Genomic DNA, 17,766 nt, shown 5'->3' with positions numbered 1-17,766 from the left:
TTATCATTCATTTATTAGCCAGTCATGCACTTCTATGTGTCTGCTCTTGTTAAAATACTCTTTGCTCCAAATGTCAGCTATCTCGTCGCTTAATAAATTACCGACAATAACATCTTGTTCGTTGCATGAGTTCATTACGGTTCCATCAGAGAACAGTAAAAAATAAGAGTCCTTTAGTGTATCTTTATCAGCAAAGCATATATTACATCCCTTGATGAACCTTCTCATTAACGTTACTTCTTTTCTCATTCTATTATAATCATCATCTGTAATATTAAATTTACTGATATTCTCGATAGCTTGTCCTCTAATTGGGAAAAACCTAAATATTTTCCACCTTTTCACATTATATTCTCTTATTATATTGGTAATATTCGGAACGTCGTGTTTGTTTATCTTTGTTACCAGGGTATTAATTTTTATATTAACTGAGTAATTATTACTTTTAATAATTTCAAGAAGTGAAATATTTTTCTCAAAATGATTCTCATTACGAGTTAGCCTTGTCTGTAGTTGCTCATTAGATGCATCTAGAGACAAAGTCAACCAATCAAGACACTTATCTAGAATTGTTAGTATTTCTTTATCTAAAAGAATCCCATTCGTAGTAAGGGATGTTACCACTCCTGCTTCATGTGCTAACATTATTAAATCAAAGAGCCCATCATATAATAATGGTTCTCCTCCAATCAACGATATTTTTTTTACTCCGCTTTTTATTAATTTTCTTAAAATAGTTTTATTTTCTTCTAAACTTAATATCTTGGAATTAGAGTTACGATAACAAAACTCACAGTTGTCATTACAAACCGATGTGATATTCCAACATACACTTAATGGTGATGAGTTATTATTATAGTCTTCCATTCTTTTCTCCCTTCATTTAAGTCGTTTTGTTTATTACATTTTTGTTTTCTTATTTAATAACTTTCAATATTAATAAATTGAAAAATATATTGAGTATTAATCTTTATAATGAATATACTTATTAAAGGATATTCTCAGCTTTTTTTATAATCTTGAAAGTTATTTAGAATCACAACTATTTCTCCGGTATTCATTTTCTATACATTCATTAATTACAATAATGTTTTGATAAACATAAGTGGAAATACAAACTATAATTTGTTATTATGATGGTAGTTTACCTATTTATTCAATTGTTTAGTTATGTATTCAATATTGGATAGGCATAATTATAAAAACAGTCTAAGTATTTGGAACTTTAGCATTCCTTTATTTAATATTTTGGAGGGGTCTTTCATGCTTAATAGAGAGTCAATATTTGATATTATGGATAAATTAAATTTACCAATAGATGAATATTGGATAACAGCGGGTGCTGGATTAGTAATACATGGTGTAAAAGATGAAACCAGGGACATTGATATAGGCTGTACCAATGAGTTATTCGAGCAACTTATATTACAGAGGCACAAAGTTAAAATATCTAGTAATAACTCAAGAAGCCTTAAAATTAATAATATTATAGAAGTATTTGAAAATTGGAATGTTGATCATATTGAATATATTAATTGCTTCCCAGTCGGTAGCTTAGAGAGTATAAAAAAACAAAAAATTGAATTAGGGCGCGAAAAAGATTTAGCGGATATCAAAATGATAGATAATTTTATTAGAGGTAAAATAAAATAAGTTATATAAACAACAAATATAAATTTGAATATAACTAAATAACATTTTTTACATCCCTGTAGATAATAATATGTTTAGGGTATTTAATTGTCAATTTTTAGTATATAAAGTGTTGTTTTATGTATATAAATGGTAAAAAAGTAATTTTCACGGTAATGTAAATAATTCTGTGGGTGAATGAAAAAGTTAACTCCTTTCTGGCAAGAATCAAATATAAGCCAGAAAGGAGTCTTTTTTATGAGCACCGCAATACAAAAGAATTTTACCAAGGAAATGATTAAGGAGAACCAATTTCAAAACGTAGGTGACATCTATGGCTATCTAAAAGATTTGTTTAAAGACACTATCCAGGAAATGCTGGAAGCTGAGCTTGATGTATCGATTGGGTATCCTAAGAACGAGAAGTTGATTGAGATGATAATGAGCGTAATGGGCACTCTCAAAAGACTGTAAAAAGCCAATTTGGAGAGTTTGAACTGAATATTCCCAGAGATCGAAAAGGCGATTTTGAGCCCAAAATAGTTCCTAAATACAAAAGGGATATATCCTGCTTGGAGGAAAAGATAATTTCCCTCTACTCCCGCGGAATGTCTACAAGAGATATTCATGATCAAATCAAAGATCTATAGGGCATTGAAGTATCTGCCGAAATGGTCAGCAAAATCACAGAAAGGCTTGTCCCTGAAATAAAAGAATGGCAGAATAGAGCTCTTGAACCCATGTACCCATTCATATTCATGGATGCCATACATTACAAGGTTAGAGAGGACGGACATATTCTAAACAGAGCTGCATATGTGGTATTAGGCATCGACCTGGAAGGGAATAAAGACATATTGGGCGTATGGATAGGAGAAAATGAATCCTCAAAGTTTTGGCTTGGAGTTTTGACAGAGCTTAAGAACAGAGGCGTACAAGATGTACTGATATTCAGCGTTGATGGACTGAGTGGCCTTAAGGAAGCTATACAGGCAGCATATCCAAAAGCCGAGATACAAAGGTGCATTATTCACCAGCTTAGAAACTCTTTCAAGTATGTATCCTACAAACATCTTAAAGAATTGCCAGGGATTTTAAAGCAGTATATACCGCTGTAAATGAGGAGGTTGCTTTAATGAAGCTGAGTGAAGTAAACAGTAAATGGGGCAAGCAATATCCTTATGCTACAAGGAACTGGGAGGCTAATTGGGATGTTCTAAGTCCATTCTTCAAGTACCCTGAGGGTATCAGTAAAATGATTTACACAACCAGCATAATTGAAAGCTTACATAGGCAATTCAGGAAGGTAACGAAGACAAAGACTGTCTTTCCATCAGACTCAGCCTTAGAAAAAATGCTTTATTTATCAAGCAGGAACGTCCTCAAAAAATGGACCCAAAGATACCGGGACTGGGACCAGGTTTTGAATCATCTGATGATTATGTTCGAAGATCAGGTAACTCAGTATATTTAGATAGCCATAAATGATAAAAGGCCGAGCAGCCAGACGCCCATGCCTTCTATCGGAGTCTTTTTTATAATCTTGTCTAATAAAATTATTGCCAGAACCGTCCAATTTCATACATAAAATTGAGCGATTCTGACAAAATAGAACTAACTAAATACGGGCGAATCTTGTCTAGAAAGGACGCTGTCCTTTCCTACCCACAAAATTATTTACGGTCTCTAAAATAAAAAACACCATAGCTGATATGGTGTTAAACTTTCAATATGGTGCACCTAGAGGGAGTCGAACCCACGACCTGCGGTTTAGGAAACCGTCGCTCTATCCTGCTGAGCTATAGGTGCATTTGTCACATTAAAATATTATATCGAAATGAACTTTTTGTCAATCGTAAATTTTGGAACTTCTTTATTTTTAAGCCTTTTACAGCAATATAATACCATTAATCAGGGACTTTTATACCTCTGCGCCGAGCTTCTCGTTTTCTCCAATTTTTACTGTTGTTCTGCTGCCGAATTCTCTTCTAAGAACACCACAGCCACAAGCACTGCAGCACTCTCCGCATAATATACACTCGGTGTTTCTCATGTTGCCTTTTTGAACCATTCCCATTACATCCAGACTCATTGGACAAGCTTTGTTGCACTTTCCGCACTTGATGCACTTATCCTTCCTTACTGTCAGGTGAAGAGAGGGTGTGTTCAAACAGTTAGAGAGCTTGCTGCCGGTGATAGTTAAAATTGACATTGGGCATAAATAGTGGCAGACTGCCCTTTTACCTAAAATAAAAGGCATAATTGCAAGAATTGTTATAAGCATATAGTAAAATATCAGCTTGCCCCAATGATCCACCGAGACAAAATTCTCAGTCATATAAAGCATATTGAACTGCTTCTGCCCTCCTACCAATACTAAAGGTACGATAATCGCTGATATCCAGATAACTCCCAATCCATATTTGAACCACCTGAGCCATGCTATTTGCTTCAGACTCTTGCCGTGAAACTTATCAATTAGCATTTGCAGCCCTCCATATGGGCATACATACGAACATGCTGCTCTCCCAAACACCAATGAGCTCAATAAGAACAACAGCCATATGACAAAGGCGCCGCCTATCACCTTTTCGAACAGCCCCTCTATTATTAAGTATGGCGAGAAATAATTCAAGGTTGCAGGCAGTAAAATAAATGATAATAGCAGTATGAACCTTCTAATTTTTTGATTTTTCATAATATCTCCCCTATTCCAATGTTATATGTATACTCCCTTTTTTCAAACCCAACACATTCACGATTACCTCTTCTATGGCCTTCATCTTCTCGTTTACAGTCTCCCTATCCTTTAATAATGGGTAAATCGCATGCATGTAGCCTTGTATTCCCAAGAGAAGTATCTGAGTCACCTCTTTATATGAATTCAATTCAAAATATCCTTCTTTTATGCCCTGTTCAATTACATAAAGCAGTACAGGATAAAACTTACCGTGAAACTTTTCTTCAAGTCTGCTGTGCATCTCATTATCCTGATTGTTATCCATGTGTTCCGTCATATTTTGTCTCCCAAGGCCTGAAAGCAAGACTATCTTCAGCATGCTTTGAAGCTTTTGCAGTGCATCCAGCTCGGATCCTTCAGCTATTGAGCTCACGGTTTGCATTATGCCGTCAAGCTGCCTCTCCAGAGTTTGATTCAACAGATCTTCTTTGGATTTGAAGTAATAATAAAAGGTTCCTTGTGCCACCCCAACTTTTTTAACGATATCGCTGACAGCTACATTTCGGAAGCCCTTTTCAGAAAACAGAACTTCAGCAGTATTCATAATCTCCGCCTTACGTTCTTCAGGATTCTTTGTTATTCTCGCCAAAACAATCACCTCCATTTGTATAATCTCATATTACCATACCGACTGACTGTCAGTCAATACAGATTGAAAAAAATAACGAGAGCCTTGCACCCCCGCTCCATCAATTCTTCATGCTAAATAAACAGCAGTAAGCTTACTGCCATTACCGCCATACCTGCCACAAGACCATATGTGGCCAAATGGGGCTCGCCATATTCTCTTGCAGTAGGCAGCAGTTCATCCAGGGATATGAATACCATAATGCCTGCTACAACAGCAAACATACTTCCAAATACCTGATCGTTCAATATTGGCATCAGGAATAAATAAGCCAGAAGAGCACCAAGAGGCTCAGAAAAACCTGACAGCAGGGAGTAAACAAATGCTTTGCGCCTGCTTCCTGTAGCGCAGTAAATCGGCACAGATACGGCAATACCCTCAGGTATATTGTGTATTGCTATTGCTATTGTTATTGCTATGCCAAGCTGGGGATCCTTTAGTGCCGCAATAAAGGTGGCTATCCCTTCAGGGAAGTTGTGGACTGCAATTGCTACAGCTGTAAAGACACCCATTTTCATTAGGCTCTTCATACTGTTCGGCTTCATATCGCTATATTCGCTCATTTCTTCCACCCTTCTCGTCTCATGAGGGTTTTCAAAAGATGGTATAAGCTTATCTATTAATGCAATTAATAATATACCTCCGAAAAAGGATGCTACCGTTATCCAACTGCCTGTGACCTTCCCCATTGATGCTGTCAGCATCTTATTGGCCTGAGGAAACAAATCTACCAGTGATACATATATCATTACTCCTGCGGAGAAACCCAAGACCGCAGATATGAGTTTTGTATTTGTCTTTTTTGTAAGAAGAGCAATAAGACTTCCTAAACCCGTGGAAATGCCCGCAATAAGTGTCATCCCAAAAGCAATAAAAACCGAATGCATATCCATAGCTATAACCTCCTCTTATATTTGCTGTAGAATCTGGTGTTTTTCCAAAGAACTATGCTCAAAAACAATTCCCATGCATATAAAGTATTAACCCAATATTTTTATATGTGCCTTCTTTAACCTTTCACCCCTTGTACATATGTCTAGTTCAATATACGCAGATGTTCTATTTGAGTTCCTAAATTTAGTAATTCTGCCTAAAAAACTATTATAATCTATAAGAAGCAAAAAAGATATTATGTAAGCTTACATTCCAATGTAATGTTTATGTAAATTCTGTACGATTCATGCAGGAATTTGAGACTTTTTGGCAGAATTTATTATATAACATTCTTGAGAACCGCCAAGGTATTTATACTCCCAGCATTAGAGCCGTATACCACGAAGCATCTATGTATAATATGGAGGTAAATGCATGATAAAAAACTTTATACTTGATACAAATGTGCTGGTACACGACCCTTACTGTATCTCCAATTTCCAGGATAACAATGTGATAATCCCGATCATGGTAGTTGAAGAGCTGGATAGTCTGAAAAAGAGGGAGGGTATGATAGGTTTTCACGCAAGAAGTGCTGCAAAAGAAATAAATAAACTTCGTGAATACGGCAGTCTAAGTGAAGGAGTTAACTTACCCGGCGGAGGCATGCTCAAGATTGAACTGGATCATCTGGATACCGTGGATCTGCCAGATGGTTTGGATATTTCCAAGGTTGACAACAAAATACTTGCTCTTACGAAAAATCTCCAGAAGGAGAATACTGAACAGCCGACCATACTTGTCACTAAAGATGTCTACATGGCTATCAAAGGTGACAGCTTGGGCATAACAGTTCAAGATTATGAAAATGATAAAGTTACTGTTGAATCGATTTACAACGGTTATACAGAGCTGATGCTCTCCTCCAAAGATATCGAGAAGATTTTCAAGGACGGTCTGAAGCTGCCAAAACAGCTTGATCAGACTATATATCCCAATGAGTTTATTCATATAAGAAGCAACGATTCATCAAGTCATGAAGTTCTCACCATTTTCAATGGTGAAAGGATAGTACCGTTAAAATATGCAAATAGTTCAGCCTGGGGCCTGGTTCCGATAAACAGGGAGCAGAAAATGGCCTTTGAGCTCCTGATGGATAACAATATACATTTTGTTACTCTTGCAGGGGGCGCCGGCTCGGGCAAAACTATTCTTTCTACAGCAGTTGCTCTCCAGAAGGTCATCGAAGAAGAGGTTTTCAGAAAGATCGTCCTTGTAAAACCGGTTGTGCCGGCTGGCAACGATATTGGCTTCCTTCCCGGTACAGAGGAAGAAAAGCTTAAGCCTTGGATGGGCTCCTTCTACGATGCTGTAGACAATCTATTCGGCAACAAATACAGGCGTAAGGAAAAGGGAGGCAAGACAGACAGCTCTGCCAAACCTTCCTTTACAGTAGATTCCTTTATAGACGACTATCGGCAGCACGGAATTATCGAAACCAAGACCTTTACGTATATGAGAGGAAGGACATTGTCAGATGCCCTTGTTATAGTAGATGAGGCACAAGAGATCACTCCTCATCTTGCCAAGATGATGCTGACCCGTGCAGGCTTCGGAGCCAAGTTCGTATTTCTGGGCGACCCAACAGACAGTCAGATAGACAATGTACTGGTTGATGCCCGATCGAACGGTCTGGTTTATACCATTGAAAAAATGAAGCCCTTCCCTATCACCGGTCATGTGACCTTGAACAAGGTTGAGCGAAGTCCTCTGGCCCAGATTGCAGAAAAATATATGTAGCTTTTGATTAATAGATAAAAGGTGGGCTATAAACGCTCACCTTTTATCTTTCTTTTCAATTTCAATCCCACATTTCCAAGCTTTAATACATTTATAGGCACGTCATAAAGCATAGGCTTTACACCAGGAATTCCTATAAGCTTTACCATAGTATCATAGTTTTCATTAGAAGCCATATTAAAAGACTCTCTTATTTCGTAAAGCCTTAGACTTTGCTTATATATATTCTTTACCAATTTCTCATAATCAGAGCCTTCTATTATAGATTTTGCAGCTAAGCCGCCCATCGTAATAGATTTAACTATACCAAAACCAAGGAACGGATCAATAGCTCCCCCGACGCTGCCGGCAAGAAGAATATTATCAACCTTATGAGGATACACATGCCCGCTGCCATGTCTTACCTTGAAGGTTTCTACAATTTCATACTTAAAATGCAGATCTTTTAAGAATAAGTCCCAATAGTAATCTATTTCATCAATACTGATATCAGGAACATAAAGACTAATTGAAGCCCTCCTGTCACTAAATGGAGTAAGATAGGCGTAACCAGCCTTACAGTATGTTTTATTTAGCCACATAATTAGTTCCTGCGGGTCAAAGTTACCTTCTAAAACAGCTCCTTTAATTATCCCCCTTACCCAGTCAGTCCAGCATCCTAATTTTTCTGACATGTCCGGCTTACCATCGGCTAATACAACATAATCAAATTCCTTGGATATGACCTTATAATCAACATCCATATTGAACTGTATTTCGGTTTTCTGGAGCTGGGAAAAAAGCTGACCTTTTAATGAAGTTTCCTCTTTATCTCTCCTGAAAAACAAGCCGAAGCTTCCACTGATAGATGTAGTAGCTGCGGGTGCATAGTGAGTGAGCTTGGTTATTGTATTCAAAGGTTTTACGTCTATATCAAAGCTCTTTTTCAGATATTTGGTAATATCCTTAACAGGTCTGTCCACTATCTTTAAGCTAGCTCCTACATGCGCTTCCCGGTCACCTATGAAATTTGTTTTTTCATAAACTACGGGGATTATTCCGTTCTTTTCTAATACTATTGCACAGGAAAGCCCGGCTAATCCCGCTCCAATTATTGCGACTTGCATAAAAACACCTCACCTTAGTATATATCTTTTGTTAATTTTTATAAGGCATATTTCATTTAGTGCCTTAAAGGCTTTTAACTCCCCCTTGATTAACCGTCAAGAGTTCTTTATCATTATAAATAAGAATTATTTTGTATGGGGGCATTATTATGAACTATAAAAGACTGCTGGAGCTTATACTTCTAAACCTTGACGAAGGAATCATAGTCACAGATGCAAAAGCTGATATAACCTTCTACAAAGAGCCTGCCACCAATATTGGAGGTATCGACTCCCATACAGCTATAGGCAAAAACATACTTGATGTTTTCCCTGACCTTACAAAAGAAACAAGCACCTTCTACAGTGTCATAAATAATAAGAAGCCTATAATTGAACATATACAGCATTATACAAATTATCAGGGCAAAAAGGTTTCTACTGTGACCTCCACCATCCCCATATTTGAAAATGGAGAAATGGTGGGCTGCTTTGAAGTCTTCAAGGATCTTACCCAGGTGGTAGATTTATCTGAAAAGATTATGCACCTTCAGGAGCAGCTGTATAAAAGCAGTACAGGTAAAAAGGAATACAATGAAAGCGGCGCAAAATACACCTTTGACAACATAATAGGGAACAGCGAGCCCATAGTGGGGCTTAAGGAAAAGGCAAGGCGTATAGCCAAAAGCAATTCCCCGGTATTGGTGTACGGTGAGACAGGCACAGGCAAGGAGCTATTAGTCCAGGCAATCCACAATGCAGACCACAAGCGAAGAAACAAACCCTTTATAGCCCAGAACTGTGCAGCCCTCCCCTTCAGCCTTCTTGAATCAATCCTTTTCGGCACAGCAGCGGGCAGCTTCACAGGGGCGAAGGACAATCCCGGACTTTTTGAGCTTGCTCATGGGGGCACCCTTTACCTGGATGAAGTGAATTCTCTTAACATAGAGCTTCAGGCTAAGCTTCTCAGGGTTATCCAGGATGGAGTCGTAAGAAGAGTAGGTGCCGCCAAGACCAAGGACGTGGATGTGCGGATAATAGCGTCTACAAATGAGCCTCCCTCTGAGCTGGTGGAAAAGAAGCTTCTGCGGGAAGACCTTTATTACAGGCTCAATGTAATCTATTTGGAGCTGCCGCCTTTAAGGGAAAGGCGTGAGGATATAAGCGTACTGGTACGCTATTTCATTGAACGGAATAATGAACAGCTGGGAAAAAAGGTTGCAGGTGTTGACAAGGAGGCTATGAGGGTCTTCGAAGAATACCCCTGGCCGGGAAACGTAAGGGAACTGGAACACCTTGTGGAAAGCACCATGAACCTAATTGACACCGAAACCATTGTCCTTGATGATATTCAGTATTACTTCGATAAAAGGCTGAAGCTTGCAGCCATGGATACAGAGGCACTCCCCTTGGACACTCCCATGGGAGATTTGAATGCTTCTGTTGATAAATATGAGAAAAGCCTGCTGGTCAAAGCACTCAAGGCTTCCAAGGGCAACATATCCATGGCCGCCAGAACTCTCGGACTGCCAAAGCAAACGATGCACAACAAAATTAAAAAGCATAATATAAGGCTTGTTAAAGAAATTGAATAGTACCATTTTCGGTACTTCGTATTAAATTAAGTGCGTAAACGTACCATTTTCGGTACGTTTATTTTTTGCGTTTACACGAATGACAGAGATACTGCATTTGTGCGATAGGAGAATATGGCATGCTATTTGCTACATTAATTCGGTATCTAAGCGAGGTGATAATTTGTGTAATGGAAGAATATTCAACATTCAAAAATATTCAATACATGATGGACCAGGTATCCGCACAACAGTCTTCCTTAAGGGCTGCCCACTCTCCTGCATCTGGTGCCACAACCCCGAGAGCCAGGCTTTTGGCCCTGAGATTATGCTGTACAATAAAAGATGCATAGGCTGCGGCAAGTGTGTGGAGGTCTGCAAGCACGGTGCTTTGTTCTTGTTAGATGGCTCACTGCACTTTAATAGAGATACGTGCACTTCTTGCGGCAGCTGCACTGAGATCTGCTACGCAAAAGCAAGGGAAGCTGCAGGAAAGTGGGCTGCTGTGCAAGAAGTTATGTATCAGATTGATAAGGATAGTATTTTTTATGACGAATCCGGTGGCGGTGTCACCTTCTCCGGAGGAGAGCCACTTTCACAGCCGGAATTCCTGCTGGAGCTGCTGACCCAGTGCAAGAAAAGGGAATATCATACAGCAGTTGATACAAGCGGCTACGGGGCTCCAGAAACAATAAAAACGATAAGCGGTCTGACTGACCTGTTCCTTTATGACCTTAAGCTCATGGATGATGATAAGCATATGAAATACACCGGAGTATCCAACAAGCTGATACTGGAGAACCTCAAGACAATATCTCAGCTTGGCAACAAGATTTTTATAAGAATACCTCTGATACCGGGCATCAATGACGATGAGAGCAATATCAAGGCGACAGCGGAGGTTATACAAAGCACCCCAGGAATAGAACAAGTCAATATTTTGCCTTATCATAATATTGCAGCGGACAAATATAATAGACTTGGAAAGCAGAACAGCCTAATGGACATTCCCGTACCATCCAGTGAGTATGTGGAGTCCATTGCAGGCAAGTTCTTGGCATATGGAATAAAAGTAAAGATTGGAGGGTAACACATGAACGATAGAGTCAGGATATTAAGGCAGAAGAGCATTGATGCAGTGCCGACCATGTCCTTGGAGAGAGCCCAGATAGTTACAGACACATATAAAAAGCATGCGGGCAAAGTATCTATACCAGTACTCAGGGCACTTACCTTCAAGGCATTGATGGAGAACAAAACCATCTGCATCAATGAAGGGGAGCTTATCGTGGGTGAGAGGGGGCCTTCACCAAAGGCCACTCCTACATACCCGGAGCTGTGCTGTCATACTGTCGAGGACTTCGATGTCATAGATAAAAGACAAAAGATATTCTTCAGAGTAAGTGAAGAGGCTAAAGAAATACAAAAGGATGAGATAATACCCTATTGGAAGGGTAAGTCCATGAGAGATCTGATGTTTGATCAGATGACCCAGGAATGGCAGGATTGCTATAGCAGCGGAATATTTACGGAATTTATGGAGCAAAGAGCTCCCGGCCATACTGTCGGAGATGGCAAGATATATAAGAAGGGCTTCCTGGGCTTTAGGAAGGATATAGAAAACCAGCTTGCAGCTCTTGATTTTGTCAATGATATGGATGTTTATGATAAGCAGGAAGAACTAAAAGCGATGAGCATATGTGCTGATGCTATTATAAGCTTTGGAAAACGCCATGCAGAAAAAGCTATTGAGCTGGCAGCGAAGGAAAACAATCCCGAGAGGAAAAAAGAGCTTGAGCAAATTACGGAGGTCTGCTCCCATGTGCCTGCCAACGCCCCGAGGAATTTCCGAGAGGCTTTGCAGATGTACTGGTTCGCACACCTTGGTGTAATTACTGAGCTTAACACTTGGGATGCATACAACCCGGGAAGATTGGATCAGCATCTCCAGCCCTTCTACAAAAAGGGTCTGGAAGATGGTACACTGACACCTGAGGCAGCAGAAGAATTGCTCCAGTGCTTCTGGGTAAAATTCAACAATCAGCCTGCTCCTCCAAAGGTAGGCATAACCCTTCAGGAGAGCGGTACCTACACCGACTTTGCCAACATTAACAGCGGAGGTCTGAAGATTGACGGCTCAGATGGAGTCAACGACGTGACCTATATGGTACTCGATGTTATAGACGAGATGCGTCTGCTGCAGCCCAGTTCAAACATACAGCTGAGCAAAAAGAATCCAGATAGGTTCTTGAAGCGGGCTTGCAGGATAATAAGCAAAGGCTGGGGGCAGCCTTCTATATTCAACGCTGACTCTGTAGTTGAAGAGCTTGTACGTCAGGGTAAAAGCGTAGAAGATGCGCGAGACGGCGGAACCAGCGGCTGTGTCGAGGCAGGTGCCTTCGGCAAAGAAGCGTATATACTCACCGGCTATTTCAACCTGGTAAAAGTCCTTGAAATAACTCTCAATAATGGCATAGACCCAAGGACAGGCAAGAAAATAGGTCTAGCGACAGGAAATGCCAATGAATTCAAGAGTTATGAAGAGCTAATGACTGCTTTCAAGAAACAGCTGCATCATTTTATCGAAATAAAAATCAGAGGAAACAATGTGATAGAAAAGCTTTACGCCGACTTGATGCCCTCCCCCTTCCTCTCTATTATGACTGACGACTGCATAAAGAGTGGAAAGGATTATAATGCGGGAGGCGCAAGATACAACTCCAACTACATTCAGGGTGTGGGAATAGGAACCTTGACTGACAGCTTTGCTTCTATAAAAAAGCATGTATTTGAAAATAAAACATATGAAATGACTGAGTTCCTGGAGGCCTTGAAGAGCAACTTCGAAGGCAATGACAGGATGAGACAGCTTATAATGAACAATACCCCAAAGTATGGCAACGATGATGATTACGCTGATGATATAATGAAGGAGCTCTTCGATGCATATTACAACGAAGTGAATGGGAGAAAGACGGTAAAAGGCGGGACCTATCGGATAGATATGCTGCCAACTACCTGCCACGTGTACTTCGGCTCTGTCACAGGTGCTACACCGGATGGAAGAAGATCCGGTCAGCCTCAGTCGGAAGGCATATCACCGGTTCAAGGCTCTGATATATATGGACCAACAGCAGTAATAAAATCTGCAGGGAAAATGGATCACATAAGAACCGGAGGCACTCTCTTGAATATCAAATTCACCCCGGATCTGGTGCAGAATGAGGAAGGCATCGACAGACTGTCTCAGCTTGTAAGAAGCTACTTCAAGCTGGATGGCCACCATATACAGTTTAATATTGTAAGTGCCGATACACTAAAAAGGGCACAGAAAAACCCCGAGCAGCACAAAGACCTTATAGTAAGGGTAGCAGGCTACAGCGACTACTTCTGTGACCTGACAGAAGCCCTTCAGGAAGAGATAATCACAAGGACGGAACACAAAAGCTTTTAGTTAAGAAAGGGGTAAATAGAATTGACGATTAATGAAAGAATCTCCAAGCTCAGGGGTCTCATGAAAGAGAAAAATATCGACGCCTTCATAGTTCCCAGCTTTGATGCTCATCAGAGCGAGTATGTACCGGAGCATTGGAAGGCAAGGCAGTGGATATCAGGCTTCACAGGCTCTGCGGGGACTGTAGTTGTTACACAAAAGGAAGCGGGCCTATGGACTGACGGCAGATATTTTCTGCAAGCCGAAAAACAGCTTGAAGGCTCTGAGGTAAAGCTTTTCAAAATGGGACTGCCGGTTGTGCCAACCTATATTGATTGGGTTAAAGAGGTACTTCCGGTCCATGGAATAGTCGGTTTCAATGGAAAATCCATGTCGGTTTCCCTCTATAATGAAATGGAAAAAGCATATAAATCCAAGAGGCTTTCCTTTGAAGCAAGCTACGACTTTATAGGTCAATTATGGGCAGACAGACCGGCAATCCCTCAAGTTCCGATATTCACCCACGATATTAAATACGCAGGAAAATCAAGAACCGAAAAACTTAAGGTCGTACGAGCTGAAATGAAAAAACTCAGCGTTAGCTATTATCTGCTTTCAGCCTTGGAAGATATTGCATGGCTTTTGAATATCAGGGGCGGAGATGTTCCCAACACCCCTGTGGTTACAGCCTATGTACTGGTTTCACAGACTGGCTGCCAGCTTTTTATAGACCAAAGTAAAGTAAACAGCGAAGTCAAAAAAGAATTAAAGGCTGATAATGTAGAAGTGCTTGACTATGACAAAATTGAGAATGCCATTACCTCTCTAAAGGGTGAGGCTGCTATAACAATAGACCCCCAAAAGACAAATGTATGGCTATACAAGTCAGTACCCGCTGCTTTCGAAATAATCCAGGAGCCTAACATAACCACAAACCTGAAGACTTTGAAAAACAATGTAGAAGTCAAGAACCTTCGAAATTGCCATATCAAAGACGGAGTTGCCCTGGTGAAATTCCTCATATGGCTTGACAACAATCTGGGAAAAGAAGGCATTACAGAAATCACCGTTGATGAGAAGCTGAAGGAATTCAGACTGCAGCAGGAGCTCTCAAAGGGGCCGAGCTTTGATACCATAGCAGGCTACAAGGACCATGCTGCAATGATGCATTATAAAGCTGTCCCAGGAATTGAATACGCCCTTGAAAAAGAAGGCATGCTTCTTATTGACTCCGGCGGACAATATCTTGACGGCACTACAGATACAACAAGGACAATTGTATTGGGCAAGCTGACTGCAGAGCAGCGAAAGGACTTCACACTCGTGCTTAAAGCTCATATAGGTCTGGCAACAGCTAAGTTCATGTACGGCTGCACCTGTACGCATCTTGATATACTTGCAAGAAGGCCTATATGGGAAGAAGGCTTGGATTACCGCTGTGGAACAGGCCACGGAGTGGGCTACCTGCTTAGTGTCCACGAAGGTCCACAGGGCTTCAAGCGGGCTCCTGTAATAAATACTGTGGTACTCGAGCCTGGTATGATATTGACCAACGAACCTGGAATATATAAAGAAGGCTTACATGGTGTACGTACTGAGAATATTATGCTGGTAGTGGATGACTTCGAAACAGAATATGGCAAGTATATGAAGTTTGATACCATTTCCTTCTGTCCTATAGACCTGGACGGACTTGATAATGATTTACTCACACAGCAGGAAAAGGATTGGCTCAATAACTACCATAAAGAAGTTTATGAAAAGCTGTCACCATCCCTCAATGAACAAGAAAAAACTTGGCTTAAACACGAAACCAGAGCAATCTAAAAGGGGATTGAACATAATGAAGTACAACTTTGATAAAAGTGTAAATCGGATAGGTACCAGCTCAGTTAAATGGGACTATCTGGACAGGACCTTCGGCAATGGATCAGTACTGCCCATGTGGGTGGCAGATATGGATTTTGAAGTTCCTCAGCCAGTGATTGATGCTGTTGTTAAAAGAGCTCAACATGGAATTTATGGCTATACCGAGAAGCCTGATTCCTTCTATTCCTCCATTGCAAGCTGGATGAAAAAAAGGCACGGATGGAATATAAGCAGCGAATGGATATCGGCTTCTCCCGGAGTTGTTCCTACATTAAGCTTCAGTGTACTCTCCTTTACAGAGCCTGGGGATAAGGTGCTGATACAGTCTCCTGTGTACCACCCATTCTTTTCATCAATAGAAGTTAATAACAGGATTATTGTAGATAACCAGCTAATATATGAAAAGGGCAGGTACTTCGTGGACTTTGAAGACCTTGAAGCCATGCTTGGGGACGGGGTAAAAGCCATGATACTATGCAGCCCCCACAACCCTATTGGCCGGATTTGGAGCAGGGAAGAGCTTACTAAGGTTGGTGAGCTATGCATAAAGCATAATGTGGTACTTATTTCCGATGAAATACATTCGGACCTAATTTATGCCGGCAATACTCATACACCTACCGCTTCAATATCTGAGGAGCTGGCTCAGTGCACAGTAACCTGTATTGCACCCAGCAAGACCTTCAATATAGCCGGGCTATCAACCTCTGTAACTATCATTCCAAATAAGGATTTGCGTGAAAAGTTTAATAATACTATAAAGCGTCTTGGCATAGAAATGAGCAATTTATTCGGCATTACTGCACTCGAGGCTGCATATACCCACGGAAATGAGTGGCTGGACCAGCTCCTCGCTTATCTTGAAGGCAATGTTGACTTCCTGATGGATTACTTTGAAAGTAAAATACCGGGAATAAAAGTATCAAAGCCTGAGGGCACCTATCTTATATGGCTGGATTGCAGGGAACTGGGAATGAACCAGAAGGAGCTGATAAGCTTCTTTATAAACAAAGCCCAGGTAGGATTAAATGACGGGGCTGTTTTTGGAGCTGGCGGAGAAGGCTTCATGCGAATGAATATAGCCTGCCCCAGAAGCCTATTGGCAGAAGCGCTCAATCGAATAGAGCAGGCAGTGAATAATATATAAAAAAAGCTTATCAGATTATTAATCTGATAAGCTTTTTGTTACCTGAATATTCTATCCCTATACTTCTCAAGAAGAAGCAAAAGCGGATATCCTATGAAGTAGCAGGATATCAACTCACCCAGAGCCACCCATCCAATGGTTATCAGCAAAGGCAGCTGATAGAGATAATTTAGCATATATCCAATAATAATTCCGTTTGCTATTACCGGTGGCAGCGGCACCAGCCACTTTGCCGGCATTTTGGAGGAAAGGTATGCGGCTATAAGCGTTGCTGCACTTCCAAATATCACATCGATCATTCCGCCTGGGCCAAAGAAGTTTGCTAATATACAGCCTACAAAAAGACCCGGAATCGCAGCAGGTGTAAAGAAAGGCAGTATGGTAAGCGCTTCAGCAAACCTAACTTGTATCTGCCCATAGCTAAGCGGCGCAAATGCAATGGTTAGCACTGCATATATAGCTGCTATGAATGCAGCATGCACCCAGTATCTGTTTCTATTCATTTTCTAAAACCTCCGTAGTTTTATTTTAAGTCAGGATGGTCACGAACTGACTGCATTTCCAATTATATTCTCTGTAAGGCTTAATTGTCAATGATCTCAAATCACATTAAAGTTTTATTAATATCTTTTTTGTTATTTCTTCCATATTATCCATCAATCTTTTTATATCAAAGGCTTCCGCATCGTCAATATGAACCCCTCCCGAGGCTGCAACTACTGTATTTGCTTTTTTGCAAACGGCCTCAGCTATGGGGACTATTATTAAGTCGTCTTTATGTGATAACATGTTTGTTACTGAAGTGGTACAGCTGACACCATTGTCAACTTTCATACTTGGACGAGGCTGGCTTACAACTACGGTTCCTATATGCGGTTTATCTCCCCCACCTACATATAACATGATACCATCATCTGTTATCACAAGTAAGGCTTCAAGAGAATATCTTCCATCTTCAACGCTTTCATAAATTTGGGATAACATC

The 17,766-nt window shown here is 40.4% G+C and carries 14 protein-coding genes, 1 tRNA gene and 1 pseudogene; 8 read left to right on the top strand and 8 right to left on the bottom strand.

Features of this window, described 5'->3' with window-relative positions; genetic code table 11:
* Nucleotides 1–3: 3 nt before the first annotated feature.
* The gene (locus tag VEB00_05425; GenBank protein HYF82452.1) at nucleotides 4–867 is read right to left on the bottom strand and encodes a radical SAM protein; all 864 of its coding nucleotides are present in this window, start codon (nucleotides 865–867) and stop codon (nucleotides 4–6) included.
* A gap of 396 nt (nucleotides 868–1,263) precedes the next feature.
* Between VEB00_05425 and VEB00_05420 the strand changes: the two genes are divergently transcribed.
* Both VEB00_05420 and VEB00_05415 read left to right on the top strand, forming a co-directional pair.
* Nucleotides 1,264–1,653 carry a hypothetical protein gene (locus tag VEB00_05420; GenBank protein ID HYF82451.1) on the top strand — a complete coding sequence of 130 codons (390 nt, stop codon included), beginning with the start codon at nucleotides 1,264–1,266 and terminating at the stop codon, nucleotides 1,651–1,653.
* Between the two features lie 237 nt (nucleotides 1,654–1,890).
* Nucleotides 1,891–3,106: pseudogene (locus VEB00_05415) on the top strand (IS256 family transposase).
* A 258-nt stretch (nucleotides 3,107–3,364) separates the two neighbouring features.
* Here the strand turns inward: VEB00_05415 and VEB00_05410 are convergent.
* The 4 genes from VEB00_05410 to zupT all read right to left on the bottom strand — a co-directional run bounded on the left by VEB00_05410 (nucleotide 3,365) and on the right by zupT (nucleotide 5,893).
* Nucleotides 3,365–3,441, bottom strand: a tRNA-Arg gene (locus VEB00_05410).
* A 112-nt stretch (nucleotides 3,442–3,553) separates the two neighbouring features.
* Complete coding sequence (locus VEB00_05405; GenBank protein ID HYF82450.1) at nucleotides 3,554–4,330, bottom strand: 4Fe-4S binding protein; 777 nt, start codon at nucleotides 4,328–4,330, stop codon at nucleotides 3,554–3,556.
* 10 nt (nucleotides 4,331–4,340) lie between these two features.
* Entirely contained in the window at nucleotides 4,341–4,961 is a 621-nt protein-coding gene (locus tag VEB00_05400) for a TetR/AcrR family transcriptional regulator (GenBank protein ID HYF82449.1), read from the bottom strand.
* Nucleotides 4,962–5,074: 113 nt separating this feature from the next.
* A complete protein-coding gene (zupT, locus tag VEB00_05395; protein HYF82448.1) occupies nucleotides 5,075–5,893 on the bottom strand; it encodes a zinc transporter ZupT in 819 nt (272 codons plus the stop codon).
* A 415-nt stretch (nucleotides 5,894–6,308) separates the two neighbouring features.
* Here zupT and VEB00_05390 point away from each other — a divergent pair, with 415 nt between their 5' ends.
* On the top strand, nucleotides 6,309–7,673 hold the full coding sequence (locus VEB00_05390; GenBank protein HYF82447.1) for a PhoH family protein: 1,365 nt from the start codon (nucleotides 6,309–6,311) through the stop codon (nucleotides 7,671–7,673).
* A gap of 26 nt (nucleotides 7,674–7,699) precedes the next feature.
* On the opposite strand, the gene VEB00_05385 is transcribed toward VEB00_05390, so the two are convergent.
* The gene (locus VEB00_05385) at nucleotides 7,700–8,779 is read right to left on the bottom strand and encodes an NAD(P)/FAD-dependent oxidoreductase (GenBank protein HYF82446.1); all 1,080 of its coding nucleotides are present in this window, start codon (nucleotides 8,777–8,779) and stop codon (nucleotides 7,700–7,702) included.
* A gap of 149 nt (nucleotides 8,780–8,928) precedes the next feature.
* On the opposite strand from VEB00_05385, the gene VEB00_05380 reads away from it, so the two are divergent.
* From VEB00_05380 to VEB00_05360, 5 genes are all read left to right on the top strand, one after another.
* Nucleotides 8,929–10,353 (top strand): sigma 54-interacting transcriptional regulator, encoded by a 1,425-nt coding sequence (locus VEB00_05380; GenBank protein ID HYF82445.1) that lies wholly within the window; start codon nucleotides 8,929–8,931, stop codon nucleotides 10,351–10,353.
* 163 nt (nucleotides 10,354–10,516) lie between these two features.
* On the top strand, nucleotides 10,517–11,422 hold the full coding sequence (locus VEB00_05375; protein ID HYF82444.1) for a glycyl-radical enzyme activating protein: 906 nt from the start codon (nucleotides 10,517–10,519) through the stop codon (nucleotides 11,420–11,422).
* 3 nt (nucleotides 11,423–11,425) lie between these two features.
* Complete coding sequence (gene hypD / locus VEB00_05370) at nucleotides 11,426–13,786, top strand: trans-4-hydroxy-L-proline dehydratase (protein ID HYF82443.1); 2,361 nt, start codon at nucleotides 11,426–11,428, stop codon at nucleotides 13,784–13,786.
* A gap of 21 nt (nucleotides 13,787–13,807) precedes the next feature.
* The gene (locus tag VEB00_05365; protein ID HYF82442.1) at nucleotides 13,808–15,592 is read left to right on the top strand and encodes an aminopeptidase P family protein; all 1,785 of its coding nucleotides are present in this window, start codon (nucleotides 13,808–13,810) and stop codon (nucleotides 15,590–15,592) included.
* Between the two features lie 16 nt (nucleotides 15,593–15,608).
* Nucleotides 15,609–16,781, top strand: a complete 1,173-nt coding sequence (locus VEB00_05360; GenBank protein HYF82441.1) for a PatB family C-S lyase — start codon at nucleotides 15,609–15,611, stop codon at nucleotides 16,779–16,781.
* 38 nt (nucleotides 16,782–16,819) lie between these two features.
* On the opposite strand, the gene VEB00_05355 is transcribed toward VEB00_05360, so the two are convergent.
* Complete coding sequence (locus tag VEB00_05355) at nucleotides 16,820–17,284, bottom strand: QueT transporter family protein (protein HYF82440.1); 465 nt, start codon at nucleotides 17,282–17,284, stop codon at nucleotides 16,820–16,822.
* Nucleotides 17,285–17,390: 106 nt separating this feature from the next.
* Nucleotides 17,391–17,765, bottom strand: coding sequence for a hypothetical protein (locus VEB00_05350; GenBank protein HYF82439.1), 375 nt, complete (start codon nucleotides 17,763–17,765; stop codon nucleotides 17,391–17,393).
* Nucleotide 17,766: the final 1 nt, after the last annotated feature.

This window comes from Clostridia bacterium (assembly GCA_035628995.1).
Taxonomy (GTDB): Bacteria; Bacillota; Clostridia; order Lutisporales; family Lutisporaceae; genus BRH-c25.
This window is presented reverse-complemented; position numbering and strand designations above follow the sequence as displayed.